This is a genomic window from Streptomyces sp. NPDC046939 (assembly GCF_040644575.1).
GTDB lineage: Bacteria > Actinomycetota > Actinomycetes > Streptomycetales > Streptomycetaceae > Streptomyces.
Genome location: NZ_JBEYWV010000023.1, coordinates 1 through 21,016, shown reverse-complemented (window position 1 = coordinate 21,016; position 21,016 = coordinate 1). Strand labels below are relative to the sequence as shown.

The following is a 21,016-nucleotide window of genomic DNA, read 5'->3' as shown; positions in this document are numbered from 1 at the left end:
ACTCCCGACTAGAGAGAGCTGGGAATCCGTTTCGAAGTGGGGGCTGTGCACAACTCGCTCCCGGCGGCCCGACTGCTGCTCGGCACGACTTGACCCCGACAGGCACCGACTGTCAGTGCGGTGCGTCAGACTGGTCCCCGGTGTTCTCCCCATCGGTGGGCCGAGCGACACCACGTCTGACGACGAGACCGATGACCAACGCAGGGCGAGAGCAGCCAGCAACAGCAGGAGGCGGCTTACGGTGAAGATCCGGGTGGAACGCGACGTACTCGCGGAGGCAGTGGCCTGGGCGGCGCGCAGCCTCCCGGCACGACCGCCTGCGCCTGTCCTCGCTGGCCTTCTCCTGAAGGCCGAGGAAGGCGCACTCAGCCTGTCGAGCTTCGACTACGAGGTCTCGGCACGCGTCTCCGTGGACGCGGAGATCGACGAAGAGGGCACGGTGCTCGTCTCCGGCCGCCTCCTCGCCGACATCTGCCGCGCCCTTCCCAACCGCCCGGTGGAGATCTCCACAGACGGTGTACGAGCGACCGTGGTCTGCGGCTCCTCGCGCTTCACCCTCCACACCCTCCCTGTGGAGGAGTACCCGGCACTGCCGCAGATGCCGACCGCCACGGGCACCGTCCCCGGTGAGGTCTTCGCCTCGGCCGCCCAGCAGGTGGCCATCGCCGCCGGCCGCGACGACACGCTGCCCGTCCTCACCGGTGTGCGCATCGAGATCGAGGGCGACACGGTGACGCTGGCCTCCACCGACCGCTACCGCTTCGCGGTCCGCGAGTTCCTGTGGAAGCCGGAGGACCCCGAGGCGTCCGCGGTCGCCCTGGTGCCCGCCAAGACGCTCCTGGACACCGCCAAGGCCCTCACGAGCGGTGACACGGTCACCCTGGCGCTCTCCGGCTCCGGCGCGGGCGAGGGGCTCATCGGCTTCGAGGGCGCGGGCCGCCGCACCACCACCCGTCTCCTTGAGGGCGACCTGCCGAAGTACCGCACGCTGTTCCCGACGGAGTTCAACTCCGTGGCCGTCATCGAGACCGCCCCCTTCGTGGAGGCCGTCAAGCGCGTGGCCCTGGTCGCCGAGCGCAACACGCCGGTGCGGCTCAGCTTCGAGCAGGGCGTGCTCATCCTGGAGGCAGGCTCCAGCGACGACGCACAGGCTGTGGAAAGGGTCGACGCCCAGCTGGAGGGCGACGACATCTCGATCGCCTTCAACCCGACGTTTCTGCTCGACGGCCTGAGCGCGATCGACTCCCCGGTCGCCCAGCTGTCGTTCACGACGTCCACCAAGCCGGCGCTGCTCAGCGGCAGGCCCGCGGTGGACGCCGAGGCGGACGACGCCTACAAGTACCTGATCATGCCGGTGCGGCTGTCGGGCTGAGTCTCGAAAAGGGCAGCTCGCCTGGGGTCCCGCTCCGGGCGACCTGCCCGCTGAGCGCTTCTGAGCCCCCTGTGGGGCGCCCGTCGCCCGAAAGGCGTGGGTGGCGCCCCCAGGTTTAGGCTCGGACGCGGGTACGCACGCACGGTGACATGCGGGCACGTGCCTCTCACGCCTCGTCGCAACGTAAGGAACCACTGATGGAGCTCGGTCTCGTCGGCCTCGGCAAGATGGGCGGCAACATGCGCGAGCGCATTCGCCGCGCGGGCCACACCGTCATCGGCTACGACCGCAATCCGGACCTCGCCGATGTCCACAGCCTGGAAGAGCTTGTGGGCAGCCTCAAGGGCCCGCGCGTGGTGTGGGTGATGGTTCCCGCCGGGGCGGCGACCCAGTCGACCGTCGACGAGCTGAAGGAGCTGCTCTCCGAGGGCGACGTCGTCGTGGACGGCGGAAACTCGCGGTGGACGGACGACGAGAAGCACGCGGCCGAGCTGGGTGTGAAGGGCATCGGCTTCGTTGACTGCGGCGTGTCCGGCGGCGTCTGGGGCCTGGAGAACGGCTACGCGCTGATGTACGGCGGTGCGGCCGAGGACGTGGCGAAGGTCCAGCCGATCTTCGATGCCCTGAAGCCTGAGGGCGACTTCGGTTCCGTGCACGCGGGCAAGGTCGGCGCCGGCCACTTCGCAAAAATGGTCCACAACGGCATCGAGTACGCCATGATGCAGGCCTACGCCGAGGGCTGGGAGCTCCTGGAAGCCGCGGACTCGGTGACCGACGTGCGCGAGGTCTTCCGCTCCTGGCAGGAGGGCACGGTCATCCGCTCCTGGCTGCTCGACCTCGCCGTCAACGCCCTGGACGACGACGAGCACCTGGACAAGCTGCGTGGTTACGCACAGGACTCCGGCGAGGGCCGGTGGACCGTGGAAGCCGCCATCGACCACGCCGTCCCGCTGCCGGCGATCACCGCGTCGCTGTTCGCGCGCTTCTCGTCGCGGCAGGAGGACTCGCCGCAGATGAAGATGATCGCGGCGCTGCGCAACCAGTTCGGCGGCCACGCCGTCGAGAAGGCCTGATCCACGAGGCCTGGTCCACAGGCGAGAAGAATCGATCCACAGTCTGTGCACGGCTGACCCGCAGCCAGACCACAGCACTACGCGAACCACTGGGGGAGGTCGGCCCACGACCATGCACGTCACGCATCTGTCACTGGCCGACTTCCGCTCGTACCCCCGGGCCGAGGTCGCCCTCGACCCCGGGGTCACCGCGTTCGTGGGCCCCAACGGGCAGGGCAAGACCAACCTCGTCGAGGCCGTCGGCTACCTCGCCACCCTCGGCAGCCACCGCGTCTCCTCCGACGCCCCGCTGGTCAGGATGGGTGCCGAGCGCGCCGTCATCCGCGCCCAGGTGCGCCAGGGCGAGCGGCAGCAGCTCATCGAGCTCGAGCTGAACCCCGGCAAGGCCAACCGTGCCCGCATCAACAGGTCCTCGCAGGTCAGGCCCCGTGACGTGCTCGGTATCGTACGGACCGTGCTGTTCGCGCCCGAGGATCTCGCCCTGGTCAAGGGTGACCCCGGCGAGCGGCGCCGCTTCCTCGACGAGCTGATCACCGCCCGCTCCCCGCGCATGGCCGGCGTCCGCTCCGACTACGACCGCGTCCTCAAGCAGCGCAACACCCTCCTGAAGTCCGCGGCGCTCGCCCGGCGCCACGGCGGCCGCACCATGGACCTGTCCACGCTCGACGTGTGGGACCAGCACCTCGCGCGCGTGGGCGCGGAACTGCTCGCCCAGCGGCTCGACCTCATCGCGACGCTGCAGCCGCTGGCCGACAAGGCGTACGAGCAACTGGCGCCCGGCGGCGGTCCCATCGCCCTCGACTACAAGCCCTCCTCGCCGCAGATCGCCGGGCACGCGCGCGAGGAGCTCTACGAGCAGCTCCTCGCCGCGCTGGAGGAGGCGCGCAAGCAGGAGATCGAGCGCGGCGTCACCCTGGTCGGCCCGCACCGCGACGAGCTGCTCCTCAAGCTCGGGCAGATGCCCGCCAAGGGGTACGCGAGCCACGGCGAGTCCTGGTCGTACGCGCTGGCGCTGCGCCTGGCCTCGTACGACCTCCTGAAGGCCGAGGGGAACGAGCCGGTGCTCGTCCTCGACGACGTCTTCGCGGAGCTGGACGCGCGCCGCAGGGAGCGGCTGGCGGAGCTCGTGGCGCCGGGCGAGCAGGTCCTGGTGACGGCGGCGGTCGACGACGACGTGCCGGGCGTGCTCACCGGCACCCGGTACGCGGTCTCCGAGGGGACGGTGGAGCGACTGTGAGCGACAGCACATTCAACGACGGCGGAGCGGCCGACAAGCCGCAAGGGCCGCCGCCGGAGCCCTCCGGCGTCGACCTCGCCCGCGTCGCCCTGCGCGCCGCGAAAGAGGCCGCACGCGCGCGTGGCGCCGCGGCCCAGCAGAAGAAGCAGGTCCGGCGCGGCGGCTCGCTGCGCTCGGGTGCCCGCGCGGACGGCCGGGACCCGATGGGGCTCGGGCCCGCCATCAACCGGCTGATCACCGAGCGCGGCTGGGAGACGCCGGCTGCGGTCGGCGGCGTCATGGGCCGCTGGCCGCAGATCGTCGGCGAGGAGCTGGCCAGGCACTGTGTGCCGCAGAAGTACGACGAGGACGAGCGCGTCCTGGTGGTGCAGTGCGATTCGACGGCCTGGGCGACGCAGGTGCGCATGCTCGCCGTGCAACTGGTCAAACGGCTCAACGAGGACCTCGGGCACGGCACCGTCCGCCGCATCGACATCAGGAACCCCGGGGGCGGCCCGCGCCGCTACGGCCCCTTGCGCGCCCCCGGAAGCACTGGTCGCGACGACACCTTCGGGTGAGCGCGGAGGCCCGATAGCGGGGGGTTGACACCTCGAAGCGCTGGGTGCCGGTGTGAGCCTCTTGGAGCCCCGTTCCGCATATGGGGAGTCGGCCGAGACCGGTTGAGGGCGGCACATGCGGACTCAGGTACCGCCAAACCCCCATCACTGTCGGCGCTACCGGTAGACTGGAAGCTAATCCCGCCCCACTTGTGGGACGCACCGAGCAACGCTGACAGGGCTTACCGAACCAACACGCCGCAGCCGCACCGGCCACCAACCGGGAGCTTGGCTTGTGCTGTGCCAGAAAGGGCGCTTCGTGGCCGATTCCGGCAACCCCAACGAGAACATCCCGTCCACCGACGCAGACGCGCGCGCGCACGTGGGGGCGACAGAAGCCTCCTACGACGCGAGCGCGATCACCGTCCTCGAAGGGCTGGACGCGGTCCGCAAGCGACCCGGCATGTACATCGGCTCGACCGGTGAGCGTGGCCTGCACCACATGGTGCAGGAGGTTGTGGACAACTCCGTCGACGAGGCCCTGGCCGGGCACGCCGACACGATCGACGTGACGATCCTGCCCGACGGCGGCGTCCGCGTCGTCGACAACGGCCGCGGCATCCCCGTCGGCATCATCCCGTCCGAGGGCAAACCGGCCGTCGAGGTCGTGCTGACCGTCCTGCACGCGGGCGGCAAGTTCGGCGGCGGCGGCTACGCCGTCTCCGGTGGTCTGCACGGCGTCGGCGTCTCCGTCGTCAACGCGCTGTCCACCAAGGTCTCCGTCGAGATCAAGACCGACGGTCACCGCTGGACGCAGGACTACAAGGCGGGCGTGCCGACCGCGCCGCTCGCCAAGCACGAGGCCACCGAGGAGACCGGTACGTCGGTCACCTTCTGGGCCGACGGCGACATCTTCGAGACCACCGAGTACTCCTTCGAGACGCTGTCGCGGCGCTTCCAGGAGATGGCCTTCCTCAACAAGGGCCTGACGATCAAGCTCACGGACGAGCGCGACTCCGCCAAGGCGGTCGTGGGCGCCGACTCCGCCGACGCCACGGACGACAATGAGCCGCGTTCGGTGACGTACCACTACGAGGGCGGCATCGTCGACTTCGTGAAGTACCTCAACTCCCGCAAGGGCGAGGTCGTCCACCCCTCCGTGATCGACATCGAGGCCGAGGACAAGGAGAGGCTGCTCTCCGTCGAGGTCGCGATGCAGTGGAACACGAGCTACAGCGAGGGCGTCTACTCCTTCGCGAACACGATCCACACGCACGAGGGCGGCACCCACGAGGAGGGCTTCCGCGCCGCGCTGACCGGTCTCATCAACCGGTACGCGCGCGACAAGAAGCTGCTGCGCGAGAAGGACGACAACCTCACGGGTGACGACATCCGCGAGGGTCTGACCGCGATTCTCTCGGTCAAGCTGGGCGAGCCGCAGTTCGAGGGCCAGACCAAGACCAAGCTGGGCAACACCGAGGCGAAGACGTTCGTCCAGAAGGTCGTGCACGAGCACCTGACGGACTGGCTGGACCGCAACCCGGTCGAGGCGTCCGACATCATCCGCAAGTCGATCCAGGCGGCCACCGCGCGCGTGGCGGCCCGCAAGGCGCGCGACCTGACCCGTCGCAAGGGGCTCCTGGAGTCCGCGTCCCTGCCGGGCAAGCTCTCCGACTGCCAGTCGAACGACCCCACCAAGTGCGAGATCTTCATCGTCGAGGGTGACTCCGCCGGCGGCTCGGCCAAGTCCGGCCGCAACCCGCAGTACCAGGCAATCCTCCCGATCCGAGGCAAGATCCTCAACGTCGAGAAGGCGCGGATCGACAAGATCCTGCAGAACCAGGAGATCCAGGCGCTGATCTCCGCGTTCGGCACCGGGGTCCACGAGGACTTCGACATCGAGAAGCTCCGCTATCACAAGATCATCTTGATGGCGGACGCCGACGTCGACGGCCAGCACATCAACACCCTGCTGCTGACCTTCCTCTTCCGCTTCATGCGGCCCCTGGTCGAGGCCGGCCACGTCTTCCTCTCCCGGCCGCCCCTGTACAAGATCAAGTGGGGCCGCGAGGACTTCGAGTACGCCTACTCGGACCGCGAGCGCGACGCTCTCATCGAGATCGGCCGCCAGGCGGGCAAGCGCATCCGCGAGGACTCCATCCAGCGCTTCAAGGGTCTCGGTGAGATGAACGCCGAGGAGCTGCGCATCACCACGATGGACCAGGAGCACCGCGTGCTCGGCCAGGTCACCCTGGACGACGCCGCCCAGGCCGACGACCTGTTCTCGGTCCTCATGGGCGAGGACGTCGAGGCGCGCCGCTCGTTCATCCAGCGCAACGCCAAGGACGTCCGTTTCCTCGACATCTGAGTCGGTCCCTGCTGACCGCCGCAGAAAGGATTGTCACCAGCAATGGCCGACGAGAACATCCCGACCACCCCTGAAGAGGGCGAGATCGCCCTTCGTGTCGAGCCCGTCGGGCTCGAGACGGAGATGCAGCGCTCGTACCTCGACTACGCGATGTCCGTCATCGTGTCCCGCGCGCTGCCCGACGTGCGCGACGGTCTCAAGCCCGTGCACCGCCGTGTCCTGTACGCCATGTACGACGGCGGCTACCGGCCCGAGAAGGGCTTCTACAAGTGCGCCCGCGTCGTCGGCGACGTCATGGGCAACTACCACCCGCACGGCGACTCCTCGATCTACGACGCCCTGGTCCGCCTGGCGCAGCCGTGGTCGATGCGGATGCCGCTGGTGGACTCCAACGGCAACTTCGGTTCTCCCGGCAACGACCCGGCGGCCGCCATGCGGTACACCGAGTGCAAGATGGCGCCGCTGTCCATGGAGATGGTCCGCGACATCGACGAGGAGACCGTCGACTTCACGGACAACTACGACGGCCGCTCCCAGGAGCCGACCGTCCTGCCGTCCCGCTTCCCGAACCTGCTGATCAACGGCTCGGCCGGCATCGCGGTCGGCATGGCGACCAACATCCCGCCGCACAACCTGCGCGAGGTCGCCGCCGGCGCCCAGTGGTGCCTGGAGAACCCGGAGGCCTCGCACGAGGAGCTCCTGGACGCGCTCATCGAGCGCATCAAGGGCCCCGACTTCCCGACTGGCGCCCTCGTCGTGGGCCGCAAGGGCATCGAGGAGGCGTACCGCACCGGCCGCGGCTCGATCACGATGCGCGCGGTCGTCGAGGTCGAGGAGATCCAGAACCGCCAGTGCCTGGTGGTCACGGAGCTTCCGTACCAGGTCAACCCGGACAACCTCGCCCAGAAGATCGCCGACCTCGTCAAGGACGGCAGGATCGGCGGCATCGCGGACGTCCGCGACGAGACGAGCTCCCGCACCGGTCAGCGCCTGGTCATCGTCCTGAAGCGGGACGCGGTCGCCAAGGTCGTCCTGAACAACCTGTACAAGCACACCGACCTGCAGACGAACTTCGGCGCCAACATGCTGGCCCTCGTCGACGGTGTGCCGCGCACGCTCTCGCTCGACGCGTTCATCCGCCACTGGGTCGGCCACCAGGTCGAGGTCATCGTCCGGCGCACCAAGTTCCGGCTGCGCAAGGCCGAGGAGCGCGCACACATCCTGCGCGGCCTCCTGAAGGCCCTGGACGCCATCGACGAGGTCATCGCTCTCATCCGGCGCAGCGACACCGTGGAGACGGCGCGAGAGGGCCTCATGGGCCTTCTGGAGATCGACGAGATCCAGGCCAACGCCATCCTCGAGATGCAGTTGCGCCGCCTGGCCGCCCTGGAGCGCCAGAAGATCGTCGCCGAGCACGACGAACTGCAGCAGAAGATCAACGAGTACAACGCGATCCTGGCCTCGCCCGAGCGGCAGCGCCAGATCATCAGCGAGGAACTCCAGCAGATCGTCGACAAGTTCGGCGAGGACCGGCGCTCCAAGCTCGTGCCCTTCGACGGTGACATGTCCATCGAGGACCTCATCGCCGAGGAGGACATCGTCGTCACCATCACGCGCGGGGGCTACGTCAAGCGCACCAAGACGGTCGACTACCGCTCCCAGAAGCGTGGCGGCAAGGGCGTGCGCGGCACGAAGCTCAAGGAAGACGACATCGTCGACCACTTCTTCGTCTCCACCACGCACCACTGGCTGCTGTTCTTCACCAACAAGGGCCGCGTGTACCGCGCCAAGGCGTACGAGCTTCCCGACGCCGGCCGGGACGCGCGCGGGCAGCACGTCGCGAACCTGCTCGCCTTCCAGCCCGACGAGTCGATCGCCGAGATCCTCGCGATCCGTGACTACGACGCGGCGCCGTACCTGGTCCTCGCGACCAAGGCGGGCCTCGTGAAGAAGACGCCGCTCAAGGACTACGACTCGCCCCGCTCCGGCGGCGTCATCGCCATCAACCTGCGGGAGACGGCGGACGGTTCGGACGACGAGCTGATCGGCGCCGAGCTGGTCTCGGCCGAGGACGACCTGCTGCTCATCAGCAAGAAGGCGCAGTCGATCCGGTTCACCGCCACGGACGAGGCACTGCGTCCCATGGGCCGCGCCACTTCGGGCGTCAAGGGGATGAGTTTCCGCGAGAGCGACGAACTGCTCTCGATGAATGTCGTCCGGCCAGGTACGTTCGTCTTCACCGCGACCGATGGCGGGTACGCCAAGCGGACCGCGGTCGACGAGTACCGTGTGCAGGGCCGTGGCGGCCTGGGCATCAAGGCTGCCAAGATCGTGGAGGACCGTGGCTCGCTCGTCGGCGCGCTGGTGGTCGAGGAGACCGACGAGATCCTCGCCATCACGCTCTCCGGCGGTGTGATCCGTACGCGCGTCAACGAGGTCAGGGAGACAGGCCGTGACACCATGGGCGTCCAACTGATCAATCTCGGCAAGCGCGATGCCGTCGTCGGCATCGCTCGTAACGCCGAGGCCGGTCGTGAGGCCGAGGAGGTCGACGGTGACGTCGCGGAAGCGGACGGCACCGTCACCGACGCAACGGCCCAGGACGACACGGCCGTCGTAACGGACGAGGGCGAGCAGTCCTCGGCCGAGTAGCGCGAGGAGAGAGTCATCGTGAGCGGAGCCACGGGCGCAGGCTCTACCGGCACATCGGCCGGTACGGAAACCGAGAGCGGCCGTGGCTCCGCTCATGGCTCGAAAGACTCGCACGAGTCTCATGGATCCCAGGGGGGAACTGTGACGGACACCCGAGGTCCGCAGGCACAGCAGTACGCGGACGGTGGCGGCGCCCTGCCCGGGGAAAGGCAACAGCCGCAGCAGGCTGCTCAGCCGTACCACCCGCCGCAGGCGTACCAGAACGCGCCGGCCGGGGCCGTGCGCAGGCCGCGCACCGGCGCCAGCACCACGCCACGCACGCGTAAGGCCCGATTGCGCGTCGCCAAGGCGGACCCGTGGTCGGTGATGAAGGTCAGCTTCCTGCTGTCCATCGCGCTCGGCATCTGCACCATCGTCGCGGCCGCCGTGCTGTGGATGGTCATGGACGCCATGGGCGTCTTCTCCACTGTCGGTGGCACGATCTCCGAGGCCACGGGCTCCAACGAGTCCAACGGCTTCGATCTCCAGTCGTTCCTCTCGCTGCCGCGCGTGCTGATGTTCACGACAGTCATCGCGGTCATCGACGTCGTCCTCGCGACGGCGCTCGCGACGCTCGGCGCGTTCATCTACAACCTCTCCGCGGGCTTCGTCGGCGGCATCGAGCTCACGCTCGCCGAGGACGAGTAGCGGCTTTCGCGGGCTCTCAGCGGGTCGGTTAGAGCCGCTGGTGGGCGGGCCAGGACTATCGATTTTGGGACTGGCCCCCAGGTGCGCTAATCTTCAGAGGTCAGCGCGCGGGACACACACCGCAAAGCGCGGCGGGGCTATAGCTCAGTTGGTTAGAGCGCATCCCTGATAAGGATGAGGCCACAGGTTCAAATCCTGTTAGCCCCACAACAGAGAAGGACCCTCAGTCGGAAACGGCTGGGGGTCTTTTGCTTGCCCTTGCTCGCTGAGGGATTGCGTCCGGGCATGGCGAAAGGGCCCGCGCAGCCGGTGGGGATGGCTGGGGCCTCGTACGTCTGTGTGCTGTCTGCTGTGCCGCTGTGTTGTGTACCGCTGTGTGCTGTGTGTCTTGCGTGTTCTGGCGGTTCGGCGTGGGCGGCGTAGGAGATGCCGCCCGCCAGTGGTGTCGCGTACGTACGAGGGGTGCGCGGGACGGAGTCCTGTGGCGGACCGTGGCCGCGTCGGGGCTCGTACGCCCCGGTGCTGCGCTGTGCTGCTCCGCAGGGCCTTGTGCTGCCCGCTGGAGGTGTGGTGCGGTTCTAGCTGTGGTGCGGTGATGCGGTGGTGCGTTGTTGCTTCGTCTGGTCTGTCGTGCCTGGTGCTCTGTGGTGCTTGCCAGGGTCTCGGGCTGACGGTCCGGCCACTGTTACGCGGTGAGTGCGCCGGTCGACAGTCCCTCGTCGGCGTCGGACTGCTCGGCGTCGGCCGGCGGGCGGTGGCGGCAGCTCGGGGAGGAACCGTGGGCCTCGGCGCGGATGCGCTGCTTCATCGTCGGTGGCAGGGACCGCTTGAGACTCCAGAACGGGCGGGCCGTCGTGGCCGCGGGCGCGCTCACCGCCGTGGTGCGCGCTCCCTCCGTCTGCTGTACGGGAGTGGCCGCGGCGGCCGGGGAGACGAGTCCGAGCGCCGAGAACAGCGCGATGAAGGCAGAGATGACGGCGGTCCACAGCGTCATGACCCGGTTCTTGGTCATGGCCCCTCACTTTCGGGTTGGGCGATTTGCGTACTTTCCTCATGATGTGTATGCAGTGCCCGAAGCGCGGGACCGACGCCCGTGGCGCGTCGATCTTCAGATGAACATCACACGGATGGGCGCAAGAGCACCGAAATAACCGTTGATGCGTCAGATTGCATGTTTTGCGTTGAGGTGTGGGTGATTCGCGGAGGGGAGCCATCCGGTTCTACTGCACTTTTCCGGACGGGAGTTGAGCCGCGGCCAGGTCACCGATCGGTATCGGCCGGTGTGTATAGTCGGGCGCCAGAAGTCCCCTACGTCAAGGAAAGACGAGGTCGCGCGGTGAAGAAGCTTCTCCTGGTCGCACTGGCCGCCATCGGCGGGCTCCTCGTGTACCGCCAGATCCAGGCGGATCGCGCCGAGCAGGATCTGTGGACGGAGGCGACTGACTCCGTGCCCACGGGTTCGTGAGTATCGACAACAGTCTCTTCACAGGCCCCGGTCGCATGAGCGGCCGGGGCTTTGTGCTGCCCGCCTTCATCCGCGTACGCAATGTCATGCAGGAATGTGACGTCCTCCACGTAGAGGGTGGCACTTCGTACAGCGGTGAATGAGTGGCGCGATTACGGCGCACGCCGGACAGTACGTGCTTCGGAACGGCAGGATGGCCCCCCATGGGGAGACTCATGAGGCGGCCGTTGAGGGAATGGCGCGCCCGCGGGAGGACGGCCGTCGCCGTCGGCGCGGTGGTGTGCGCCGGATCGTCCGGAGCGCTCGCACTGCCCGCCACGACAGCGGCGGGGGCGGCAGACGCGGCGGACGCGGTGAATCCGTACGTCTACGCCAAGGGCGCCGAGAACGTGCCGAGCGCGTCGAACAGCACGGACGCGCCGCGCCTGCGGACGGGCGGGACGAGCCGCAGTTCACTCGGCGCCGGTACGAGCGGTGCCGCGTACTACCGCGTCGAACTCGACAGAGCCGCCAACGCGTATGTGTCTGTGGTCGCCGTGCCGCCCCTCGGGTCTGGCGTGAGGGCGACCTACTCGGACGGCATCAGCGTGACGCTGCAGGACCGCAATGGCGCTCGCTGTGACTCGGAGCGTGCGACGTTCCGCTCCGGTGGCTATCCGCGACCCGTCACGGCCACCGTCGAGCGACTCGTACGGCCTGGGGCGCTGCGCTGCCAGACAGCGGGGACGTACTACGTGGTGGTGGAACGGAAGACGGGTGCCGACTCGACGCGGGAGACCTGGGGGCTCGAACTGAAGGTGGCCACTGAACCCGGTCTCGTCTCCCCTGCCCCCGAGCAAGGGCCGCAGACGTGGCCGTCGGCCTCTGTGCGGCCGCCGACGAGGGCAGGCGTCCGGCGTGCGGGAGGGACCGGGTTCAACGATGCGGTGGCGTTGACGAGCGGTGTGTGGACGGACGGCGTCCGCCCTGGCCAGAGCCACTTCTACCGGGTGCCTGTGGACTGGGGGCAGCAACTCTTCGTCGATGCGGAGCTGGGCAGTTCGGCGGGGGACGGGGCGCGTCGGGCGGTCGTGACGGGAGCGCTCGACATGGAGCTGTACAACCCGGCACGGGCGTCGATCAGAGCGAAACAGGCGTCGTACGCGGGGGAACCGACGTCGGCCGCGTTCGATCCGTTGCCGCCGGTGGCCTACGAGAACCGGCGTTTGATGCGCGACGACCAGGCGGCGATGCGGCTGGCCGGCTGGTACTACCTCCGGGTCAGCCTCGATCCGGCGATGGCGTCCAAGTTCGGGGACAAGGCGTCCGGGCTGACGCTGCGGATCACGGTCGACGGTGAGGCGCGACGGCCGCCGGACTATGTGCGGGACCCGGGTGAGTTCCAGGTGACGGAGGAGGACCGGGAGGCTGCTGAGAAGGGGGAGGGGGGTGCGGTCTGGGAGAACCCGGCCTTGGGGGATGACGGTGTTGGTGAGGGCGGGCGTGGGCTTGGAGCTTCTGGGGCGTCTGGGTCTGTTGGTGCGTCGGGTTCCGCCATGTCCTCGTCATCGTCCGGGTCCGGGGGCAGTGGGGGGATGTTGCTGGTGGGGGTGGCGGGGATTGGGGTGGGGTGCGCGTTGGTGTTGTGGTTGGGGGTTTGGCGGGTTGTCGCGGTGCGGCGGGTTCGAGGGGCGAGCTGAGGGTCTGGGTGGATGAGGGGTTTTCGGGTGCGCTGGCTGTGCTCAGGCCTGGGTCAGGGCCCAGATGCCGACGGTGAAGCAGACCAGGGCGATGAGGAGGACCGGGATCGCGATCTTCGCGGGTGGCCCCGGGCGGTGGTCGGTAGGGCGGTGGGTGGTGGGGCGCTCGTCGCGGGGTGAGGCCTCGGGGATGGGGTGGGGAGTTTCTCGGTCGCTGTCTGGAACCTCTCGGGTGCGAGCGGTGTACAGAGAGTGACGGCTTTCTTGGTGCGAGGCCACGGTGGTCATTGCGTGGGCCGGGTGTGTGGAGGGGGAGACGGTATGGGTGCTGTCTTGAGGCGAGTAGGGCTGTGGGTGCGGCGTGGGTGTCGGAGTTGGGGTGGGGGTGGGGGTCGAGGTCGGCGTGGGGTCGGGTGTCGGCTGGGCTACGGACGGGCGGTGCCGGGGTGGCTCGGGCAGCGGGACTGCGCTGGTTGGCTGGCCCGTCGGCATCGGGGGGACCGCAGGTGGGGGCGGAAGCGGGGTACCGGGAGCGGGTTCGGTGGTAGCCGGGGGCGGGAGGTGGAAGCTTCCCGTCTCCGACATCGAGGGGAGGGGTGGCTCCGGCGTCGACTCTGGGTGCGGTGGCGTGGGTGGTTCCGCAGCGGGGGTGAGGGCAGCGGGGGACTTGGGCTCGGACTCGGGCCAGGTGCTGGGGTGCGGCGTGTGGTACTGGGAGCTTGCGGGGTACGCGGATTCCGGGCTTGGGACTTGCTTTGGCGCGGGCATAGGTTCCGGGCCGTAAGAGGGCGCTGGCCTGTAGCCGGAGGCTTGGCCGTACTCAAGATCCGACGGGTAACTGGGCTGGGGCTCGGTCCCGCTTCCGGCCCCGGTCCGGTACTCAGGCTCAGGCCCGCTCCTGGAGGCGGTCCCATACTGGGGTTCCGCCGCGCTATTGCTTCCGGGACCGTACTGGGGCTCCGCCGTGCTACCGCTTCCGGAGCCGTGCTGAGACCCCGCCGTGCTACCGCTTCCGGAGCCGTACTTAGGCCCCGCCGCGCTAACGCTCCCCGGACCGTACTGAGGTTCCGCCGTGTTACCGCTTCCGGAGCCGTACTGGGGCTCCGCCGTACTACCGCTTCCGGGACCGTACTGGGGCTCCGCCGCGCTACCGCTTCCGGGACCGTACTGAGGCCCCGCCGTGCTACCGCTTCCCGCCTCGTACTGGGGCTCCGGGCCGCTCCCAGTTCCGGACTCGTACCGGGACTCCACCCCACTCGGGGTTCCCGCCCCATACCGGGGCTCCGCCCCAGCCCCCCACCTTTGCTCCCCGCGCCCGGATCCCGCCCCAGACCCCCGCTCGCGGTCCCCGCGCTCAGCCTCCCGCTCCCACTCGGGTACCGGCATCACCGGAGTCGGCGACGTGGCGTTCAGGGGGCGGGCCCTGCGTCCTCGTACGGCGGGGCCGTTCGGGCCGAAGCCGGGTGGGAGGGGGCCGAGTTGATCGAAGACCTCGATCAGCTCGTCGTCGGGGCCGGGCTCCGGCAGGAGCTCAGCGGCGTCGAGAAGCGCCCTGCGCGCTCCCGTGGCGGTACGGAAGCGGGCCTCGGGATCCGGCTGCAGGAGACCCGCCAGGACGCTCCACAGCGGGCCGGGGACGCCCACCGGGGCGCCGGGCGTGCCGTGCTCGGCGAAGTGCTCGATCAGGGCTTTGGCGTCGGGTTTGGCGCCTTCGAGGAGGTAGAGCGCCACGAGGCCGGCGGCGAAGAGGTCGGCGGGGAAGTCCGGTTCGGCGCCCATCGCTTGCTCCGGTGCGAAGTAACCGGGGGTGCCCACCACGTAGTTGGTCTCGGTGAGGCGCGGCTCGCCCTTGCGCATGGCGATGCCGAAGTCGGAGACGCGCAGATGCGGCAGGCCCGTACCGGTGTGCTCCAGAAGGATGTTGGCCGGTTTGATGTCACGGTGCACTACACCCTCGGAGTGCACCGCGGAGAGTCCCGAGAGGAGTTGGTCGAGGAGGATGCAGACGAAAGAGGGCGGCAGGGGCCCGTAGTCAGCGACGAGGTGGACCAGGGACCCGCCCGAGACGAGGTCCATGGTGAAGAGGACCTTGTCGTCGTCGGCGGCCCAGCTCGCGGGGGCCAGGACATGGGGATGGTCGATGCGCAGGGCTTGTTCTCGCACGAAGCGCAGCAGGGTGTGGGCGTCGCTCTGCTGGAGGACCTTGGCCGCGACGTAGCGGCGGCGCCGGTGGTCCCAAGCCCGCCATACCGCGCCCACTCCCCCGCGGCCGATCGGGTCGGCCAGTTCGTACCGGCCGGCGAAGACCTCACCCATGGTCGTGCGTCGCTCCCCTCCCGGACCGGCGATGTGAAGGGCCCAGCAGCCCGTCGACCCCGCTTGCGCCACCGCGCCACCGTGCTATCGCGGACCGTCAGACCCAACCCTGTACCCGTGACCGATCACGGCCATCACCGCCACCACGATCTCAGCCATCGTGTGCGCGGCGGGCCCGATCATGGCAACCGCCCCGGCACTCGCCGCCCCACCGCTGACAACGGCACCAATGACGCTCACCGAACCGAAGAACCAACCCGGACCACCGAGCCGCCCCAGCCACCGAGCCGCCCCAGCCTCCGAATCAACCCAGGCCACCGAGCCGCCCCAGCCACCGAATCAACCCGGGCGACCGAGCCGAGCCAGCCCGAGAGCCATCGCAGCACCCTGGACCCGACACACTCCGGCCGGCCCCGGACACCCCGCCCGACCCCGGGCACCCCATCCAGCCCCCACCCAACCGCAAAACTCAGTTCTGGTGGGCCTGATAGTGGGCAACCGCGTCGGATGTGCGGCCCGCGCCGTAGACCCGGAGGAACTCTGCCAGTTCGGGGTGGGTGGGGGCGAGGGAGTCGGCGGCCTCGATGATGTCGCCGGCCGCCGAGACGGAGCGGAGCAAGGACTGGATCTCACGCACGACACGCTTCACGGTCGGGGCGCCCGAACCGGAGGCCGTCTGGCCGGTGTTGGTGAGGACGGATCCGCCCTGGGACTTGCGGACCTCGTCCATGCGCTCGGTGGCCTCGGCGGCGCTGACGCTGCCGTCGGCCACCTGGCTCGCGAGATCCTGCAGGAGCTGGACTCGCTGCACGACCGCGGGGTTGCCGATCTTCGCGCGCTGACCGCTCATGAGCTGCGACAGCATCGGTGCGGACAGGCCAAGGACGCCCGCCAGGCGGGCCTGGTTCAGACCGAGGTCCTCGATCAGCCGACGGAAGAGCGCCCCCAGCGGCTCTCCGTACCAGCTCCGCTGGAGCTCCCGGGCTCTTGCGGTAGCTTCCTGCTGTGCGGCGTCCATTGCGTCTCCCCATCGCTTTCCCCAATACGGCGCTTCGCTGCCGCGAAGCACGTGGGGCATCTTACGGAGAGTGGTCGTCCGCCGGGACCCCCAATCCTTTTGCTAGATCCGGGGGGTGACCCGGTACTCTGGTCTGCGGTGCTCGCCCAAGGCCTGGATCTTGGTGGGACGCACCGTTTTTCGGGGCCTTAGCTCAGTTGGTAGAGCGCTGTCTTTGCATGGCAGATGTCAGGGGTTCGACTCCCCTAGGCTCCACAGTGGTCCACAGCGAAGCCCCTCCGACCGCCAGTTCACCTGGCGGTCGGAGGGGCTTCGTCGTGCGTAAGCACCCCGGCGCTCAGCGAGGCTCCTCCGGGCTGGCCTCCGCCTCGGCCTGCTTGGCCTGGACCTCCGGGTCGAGGACGTCCTGGGCACCGGCGCCGTCGACCGAGGTCAGCGGGGTGCCGTCGGGGACCTCGGTGGCGGCCGGGGGCTCGACCAGCCAGTCCGGGTTGGCCTGCTTGTCCCACCACTTCCACGCGACGTACGCGCCGCCCGCCACGACGGTCAGCACCGCGAGCCCCTTGGCGAAGCGGCCCGCGCGGGCGCGGCGCTCGTGCTTGCGGACGATCTTCTGGATCTCCCGCGGGGAGACCTGGCCGCGTAGTGCGGCGAGGGCGGCGATGCTGCGTGCCGTCGCCTCCTCGGCCACCGGCTGGGCCGACGCCCTGGCCTGCTCGATGCGGGGCTTCGAGAACTCGGCGGCCTGCCTGGCCGCCTGGAGCGTACGGGCGGCCGCCTCATGCGCGGCATGGTCGACCTTCGGCGGGACATGGGTGCGTGCCTGCTCAAGACGCGGAGCCAGGTGGGCGCCGTACTGGGCGCGCGCCTGCTGGGCGGCCTGCGCGACCTTGGGGCCGAGCACGACGCGCGCCTCGTGCGCGTACTGCGTCGCACGGTCCTTGGCCGTCCCGGCGTAGGGCGCCACCACGTCCGCGGCGTGCAGCACGCTGTCCTTCGCCGAGCCGGTCGCGGCGCGCACGCTGTCGATGCGGGTCACGGGATCCTCCTCCTCGGTGGCGTACAGGTATCTCACCTTTCCACCCTTTTGCGGATCATGCCTGCCGGAAGTTCAATGTGGTGGTAAGGCTTGTAACGGAGCGGTAGGGGGCCTGGCGACGACAATGCCACGGATCGTGGCGGGGCGCGCCTCCACGGTTACGAGTAGACCGGTTTTGGGTGGCTGAAACCTCGGGGCCCGGTCGGAGCCGTGGGAGGATCGGCTGGGCACCGAAGACAACGGAAGGCAGACCGTGGCCGAGCAGCTTTACGCCACCCTCAGGACCAACCAGGGCGACATCGAGGTCAGGCTCCTGCCGAACCACGCGCCGAAGACGGTCAGAAACTTCGTGGAGCTCGCCAAGGGTGAGCGGGAGTGGACGCACCCGGAGACCGGTGAGAAGACGACCGCACCCCTCTATGACGGCACTGTCTTCCACCGTGTCATCAGCGGCTTCATGATTCAGGCGGGCGACCCGCTGGGGAACGGGACGGGCGGCCCCGGTTACCAGTTCGCGGACGAGTTCCACCCCGATCTGGCGTTCACCAAGCCGTATCTGCTCGCGATGGCCAACGCGGGGCCGGGGACGAACGGATCGCAGTTCTTCATCACCGTCGCCCCGACGGCCTGGCTGACCCGGAAGCACACGATCTTCGGCGAGGTCGTCGACGCGGCCGGACAGAAGGTCGTCGACACCATCGCCGCCACGCCGACGAATCCGCGTACGCACCGTCCGGTGAGGGACGTGGTCATCGAGTCCGTCGTCGTGGAGACTCGCTGACATCTCCCTCGAGCATCTTGGGGAGCCGGTCACGCGAAGGAGCCGGTCATGGATCAGGCGTCCGGCAGTCCGCACCCACAGGACCCACACGACCCACAGGAACCGCACGACCCGCAGGAGACCTCTGACCTGCCCGCCTGTTACCGGCATCCGGACCGGCGGACCGGTGTCCGCTGTGTCCGGTGCGAGCGGCCCATCTGCCCTCAGTGCATGATCAGTGCCTCGGTCGGGTTCCAGTGCCCGGACTGCGTGCGCGGTGGGGCGGGTACGGGGCAGCCGCCGGGCGCGAGCCGGCCGCGGACCGTCGCCGGGGGGACCGTCGTCGCGGATCCGCGGCTGGTGACCAAGATCCTTGTCGTGATCAATCTGGCCGTGTTCATCGCGGTCCACGTGGACGACGCCCTCCTCGACCGGCTCGTCCTGGTCGCCGCCTGGCCGCCGGCCTCCCTCCCGCCGGACCAGGGCGTCGCGGCCGGGGAGTGGTACCGGCTCGTGACCTCGATGTTCACGCACAACGCGGTGTGGCACATCGGGTTCAACATGCTCGGCCTCTGGTGGCTCGGCGGCCCCCTCGAAGCGCACCTGGGCCGAGTCCGTTATCTGGCCCTGTACTTCCTGTCCGGGCTGGTCGGCAGCGCCACCGCGTACGCCTTCGCCGCCCCGGGCGTCGCGACGCTCGGAGCCTCGGGCGCGATCTTCGGACTGCTCGGGGCGACCGCCGTCCTGATGCGCGAGCTCGACTACGACCTGCGTCCCGTCATCGGTCTGCTCGCGCTGAACCTGCTCTTCACGTTCACGTGGCGGGACATTTCGTGGCAGGCGCACATCGGCGGCCTGGTGGGCGGATTCGTCATCGGGTACGCCATGATCCACGCCCCGCGCGAACGCCGCGCGCTCATCCAGTACGGGGCCTGTGCACTGGTGCTCGCGATCGTGCTCGGCGTGGTTCTCGTCCGGACCGCGCAGCTCACCTGAGCCCGCTTCTCCACCGATGGTGACCGTCTCGGTACGCACGTTGTCCACAGCGTGTGCCGGATCTTGTGCATGCTGTGCGGAACGACCGCGCCCCTCGCCTCTGAGCTGGGTTTTCCCAGGAGAGGCAAGGGGCGAACAGGAGAACGAGCGTGACCTGACCGGTCACACCGGCGTCAATCTCCGGAGAGTTATCCACAGATCGTCTGACCTTTTCAACACTGTGGAAAAGCCCTGTGGATAACTCAGTGGACAACCTTGGGGAAAGGCGTGGATCGGCGCGTCACTTCCACTGGGTGGAGACGCCGAAGCCGGCCGCGATGAAGCCGAAGCCCACGACGATGTTCCAGTTGCCGAGGGCGTCGATCGGCAGGGAACCGTTGGTCACGTAGAAGACCACGATCCAGGCGAGCCCGATGATGAACATCGCCAGCATCACCGGGGCCACCCAGCCGCGGTTGGTCAGCTTGATGTTCGCTGCCTGCTTCGACGCCGGGGGCGGCGTGTAGTCGGCCTTCTTGCGGATACGTGACTTCGGCACGAGGGTCTCTCCTGTCGATGCGCTGCGTGGCCGCGCAGGGGACGTGGGCTGGCTCCGGAGCAGCGTACAAGGGGAAGTTCAAAGGAATCCGAGCGCTCCCCCGGGCGTCCGTTAGCGTAGTGCTTCCGCGGCGTCGAAGGAGATAAGGGTACGTTGAGCAATTCTGCCGACCCTGACAAAGGGCCTGTCAACGTCTCGGGCACGCCCGGTGCCCCCGATGTCCCCGGCAGCGGTGCCGGTCGCGGGCGCTTCCGTCCCGTGCGGCTGCTCACTGTGGGCGTCTTCGCCCTCGCCGGGCTGATCTTCTTCACCAGCTTCAACACGGCCAAGGGCACCAATATCCGTACGGACGCCTCCCTTCTGAAGCTGTCCGACCTCATCCAGGAGCGCAGCCGGAAGAACAAGGAGCTGGAGGAGGGCAACAGCGGCGTACGGGACGACGTCGAGTCGCTGGCCGAGCGCGACGACGGGTCGACCAAGGCCGAGGACGAGAAGCTGGACCGCCTGGAGACGGCGTCCGGTACGAAGGAGCTGAAGGGTGAGGCGGTCTCCGTCACGCTCGACGACGCCCCGCCGAACGCGACGGCCAAGCTCCCCGGCTACCCCGAGCCGCAACCGAACGACCTGGTCATCCACCAGCAGGACCTCCAGGCCGTGGTGAACGCGCTGTGGCACGGGGGCGCCAAGGGCATCAAGGTGATGGACCAGCGCCTCATCTCCACCTCCGCCGTCCGCTGCGTGGGCAACACTCTGATCCTCCAGGGCCGGGTCTACTCGCCGCCGTACAAGATCACCGCGGTCGGTGACCCGGAGAAGATGAAGCACGCGGTCGCGTCCTCCCCGGAGATCCAGAACTACATGCTCTACGTCAACGCCTACGGGCTCGGCTGGAAAGTCGAGGACGACGGGGCGGTGACTCTTCCCGCGTACTCGGGCACAGTGGATCTCCACTACGCGAAGCCGGTGGAGTAAGGCCCGGCAGGGCCCCGCACGGCCGCGGAACACCCGAGCCGAGGAGGCCGGCGGTGTCGGTGCGCGTCGTCGTCAGGTCGCTGAGCGAGCTCTGCATCACCGTCGGCGCCGTGATCGTGCTGTTCGTGGTGTACGTGCTGTTCTGGACCGGTGTGAAGGCCGACAGCGCCATGCACCACCAGATCGACGTCCTGCACGACCAGTGGGCCGAGCGCCCGGCCGCCACCGCCCCGCCCTCGCAGTCCCCTGCCCAGGAGGTGCCGCCGAGCCCGGCCGCGTACAAGGACGGCGAACCGTTCGCCGTGATG

The 21,016-nt window shown here is 69.0% G+C and carries 17 protein-coding genes, 2 tRNA genes and 1 pseudogene; 15 read left to right on the top strand and 5 right to left on the bottom strand.

Annotation, left to right across the window (positions count from 1 at the left end; translation table 11 throughout):
* Positions 1-241 precede the first annotated feature (241 nt).
* The 8 genes from dnaN (at position 242) to ABZ877_RS24370 (ending at position 10,132) form a co-directional block, all read left to right on the top strand.
* Positions 242-1,372 (top strand): DNA polymerase III subunit beta, encoded by a 1,131-nt coding sequence (gene dnaN, locus ABZ877_RS24405; protein ID WP_361074656.1) that lies wholly within the window; start codon positions 242-244, stop codon positions 1,370-1,372.
* A 197-nt stretch (positions 1,373-1,569) separates the two neighbouring features.
* Positions 1,570-2,445, top strand: a complete 876-nt coding sequence (gene gnd / locus ABZ877_RS24400; protein ID WP_361074654.1) for a phosphogluconate dehydrogenase (NAD(+)-dependent, decarboxylating) — start codon at positions 1,570-1,572, stop codon at positions 2,443-2,445.
* 112 nt (positions 2,446-2,557) lie between these two features.
* Positions 2,558-3,682, top strand: coding sequence for a DNA replication/repair protein RecF (recF, locus tag ABZ877_RS24395; protein ID WP_361074653.1), 1,125 nt, complete (start codon positions 2,558-2,560; stop codon positions 3,680-3,682).
* Entirely contained in the window at positions 3,679-4,239 is a 561-nt protein-coding gene (locus tag ABZ877_RS24390; RefSeq protein WP_361074652.1) for a DUF721 domain-containing protein, read from the top strand. Before recF ends, ABZ877_RS24390 begins: the two co-directional genes overlap by 4 nt.
* Before the next feature lie 274 nt (positions 4,240-4,513).
* Complete coding sequence (gene gyrB / locus ABZ877_RS24385) at positions 4,514-6,586, top strand: DNA topoisomerase (ATP-hydrolyzing) subunit B (protein ID WP_361074650.1); 2,073 nt, start codon at positions 4,514-4,516, stop codon at positions 6,584-6,586.
* A gap of 42 nt (positions 6,587-6,628) precedes the next feature.
* Positions 6,629-9,238 carry a DNA gyrase subunit A gene (gene gyrA, locus ABZ877_RS24380; protein ID WP_361074648.1) on the top strand — a complete coding sequence of 870 codons (2,610 nt, stop codon included), beginning with the start codon at positions 6,629-6,631 and terminating at the stop codon, positions 9,236-9,238.
* An 18-nt stretch (positions 9,239-9,256) separates the two neighbouring features.
* Positions 9,257-9,925: a DUF3566 domain-containing protein gene (locus ABZ877_RS24375; RefSeq protein ID WP_361074646.1), complete on the top strand. Its 669-nt coding sequence runs from the start codon at positions 9,257-9,259 to the stop codon at positions 9,923-9,925.
* Positions 9,926-10,058: 133 nt separating this feature from the next.
* A tRNA-Ile gene (locus ABZ877_RS24370) sits at positions 10,059-10,132 on the top strand.
* A 478-nt stretch (positions 10,133-10,610) separates the two neighbouring features.
* Here ABZ877_RS24370 and ABZ877_RS24365 read toward each other — a convergent pair.
* Positions 10,611-10,937 (bottom strand): DUF6344 domain-containing protein, encoded by a 327-nt coding sequence (locus tag ABZ877_RS24365; RefSeq protein WP_361074644.1) that lies wholly within the window; start codon positions 10,935-10,937, stop codon positions 10,611-10,613.
* Between the two features lie 324 nt (positions 10,938-11,261).
* On the opposite strand from ABZ877_RS24365, the gene ABZ877_RS24360 reads away from it, so the two are divergent.
* Together ABZ877_RS24360 and ABZ877_RS24355 are read left to right on the top strand one after the other, a co-directional pair.
* Entirely contained in the window at positions 11,262-11,390 is a 129-nt protein-coding gene (locus tag ABZ877_RS24360; RefSeq protein ID WP_003999697.1) for a DLW-39 family protein, read from the top strand.
* Positions 11,391-11,605: 215 nt separating this feature from the next.
* A complete protein-coding gene (locus ABZ877_RS24355) occupies positions 11,606-13,069 on the top strand; it encodes a hypothetical protein (RefSeq protein WP_361074643.1) in 1,464 nt (487 codons plus the stop codon).
* Between the two features lie 42 nt (positions 13,070-13,111).
* On the opposite strand, the gene ABZ877_RS24350 is transcribed toward ABZ877_RS24355, so the two are convergent.
* Both ABZ877_RS24350 and ABZ877_RS24345 read right to left on the bottom strand, forming a co-directional pair.
* On the bottom strand, positions 13,112-15,385 hold the full coding sequence (locus ABZ877_RS24350) for a protein kinase (protein WP_361074641.1): 2,274 nt from the start codon (positions 15,383-15,385) through the stop codon (positions 13,112-13,114).
* Positions 15,386-15,854: 469 nt separating this feature from the next.
* A complete protein-coding gene (locus ABZ877_RS24345) occupies positions 15,855-16,403 on the bottom strand; it encodes a DNA-binding protein (RefSeq protein WP_361074640.1) in 549 nt (182 codons plus the stop codon).
* 182 nt (positions 16,404-16,585) lie between these two features.
* Between ABZ877_RS24345 and ABZ877_RS24340 the strand changes: the two genes are divergently transcribed.
* Positions 16,586-16,658: transfer RNA gene (locus tag ABZ877_RS24340), tRNA-Ala, on the top strand.
* Between the two features lie 82 nt (positions 16,659-16,740).
* Here the strand turns inward: ABZ877_RS24340 and ABZ877_RS24335 are convergent.
* Positions 16,741-17,442, bottom strand: a complete 702-nt coding sequence (locus ABZ877_RS24335) for a DUF5324 family protein (RefSeq protein WP_361074871.1) — start codon at positions 17,440-17,442, stop codon at positions 16,741-16,743.
* Between the two features lie 253 nt (positions 17,443-17,695).
* Between ABZ877_RS24335 and ABZ877_RS24330 the strand changes: the two genes are divergently transcribed.
* Positions 17,696-18,223: a peptidylprolyl isomerase gene (locus tag ABZ877_RS24330; RefSeq protein WP_361074638.1), complete on the top strand. Its 528-nt coding sequence runs from the start codon at positions 17,696-17,698 to the stop codon at positions 18,221-18,223.
* A gap of 210 nt (positions 18,224-18,433) precedes the next feature.
* Entirely contained in the window at positions 18,434-19,198 is a 765-nt protein-coding gene (locus ABZ877_RS24325; RefSeq protein ID WP_361074636.1) for a rhomboid family intramembrane serine protease, read from the top strand.
* Between the two features lie 280 nt (positions 19,199-19,478).
* Here the strand turns inward: ABZ877_RS24325 and crgA are convergent, their stop codons facing one another.
* Positions 19,479-19,736: a cell division protein CrgA gene (gene crgA / locus ABZ877_RS24320; protein ID WP_361074634.1), complete on the bottom strand. Its 258-nt coding sequence runs from the start codon at positions 19,734-19,736 to the stop codon at positions 19,479-19,481.
* A 258-nt stretch (positions 19,737-19,994) separates the two neighbouring features.
* On the opposite strand from crgA, the gene ABZ877_RS24315 reads away from it, so the two are divergent.
* Entirely contained in the window at positions 19,995-20,708 is a 714-nt protein-coding gene (locus tag ABZ877_RS24315) for a DUF881 domain-containing protein (RefSeq protein ID WP_361074633.1), read from the top strand.
* Positions 20,709-20,761: 53 nt separating this feature from the next.
* A pseudogene (locus ABZ877_RS24310) lies at positions 20,762-21,016 on the top strand (class E sortase); the annotation flags it as partial.

Coding starts and splice junctions, on each gene's coding strand:
- gnd (WP_361074654.1), top strand. CDS start 1,570: ATGGAGCTCGGTCTCGTCGGCCTCGGCAAGATGGGCGGCAACATGCGC.
- ABZ877_RS24365 (WP_361074644.1), bottom strand. CDS start 10,937: ATGACCAAGAACCGGGTCATGACGCTGTGGACCGCCGTCATCTCTGCC.
- gyrA (WP_361074648.1), top strand. CDS start 6,629: ATGGCCGACGAGAACATCCCGACCACCCCTGAAGAGGGCGAGATCGCC.
- recF (WP_361074653.1), top strand. CDS start 2,558: ATGCACGTCACGCATCTGTCACTGGCCGACTTCCGCTCGTACCCCCGG.
- ABZ877_RS24350 (WP_361074641.1), bottom strand. CDS start 15,385: ATGGGTGAGGTCTTCGCCGGCCGGTACGAACTGGCCGACCCGATCGGC.
- ABZ877_RS24345 (WP_361074640.1), bottom strand. CDS start 16,403: ATGGACGCCGCACAGCAGGAAGCTACCGCAAGAGCCCGGGAGCTCCAG.
- ABZ877_RS24325 (WP_361074636.1), top strand. CDS start 18,434: ATGATCAGTGCCTCGGTCGGGTTCCAGTGCCCGGACTGCGTGCGCGGT.
- ABZ877_RS24355 (WP_361074643.1), top strand. CDS start 11,606: ATGAGGCGGCCGTTGAGGGAATGGCGCGCCCGCGGGAGGACGGCCGTC.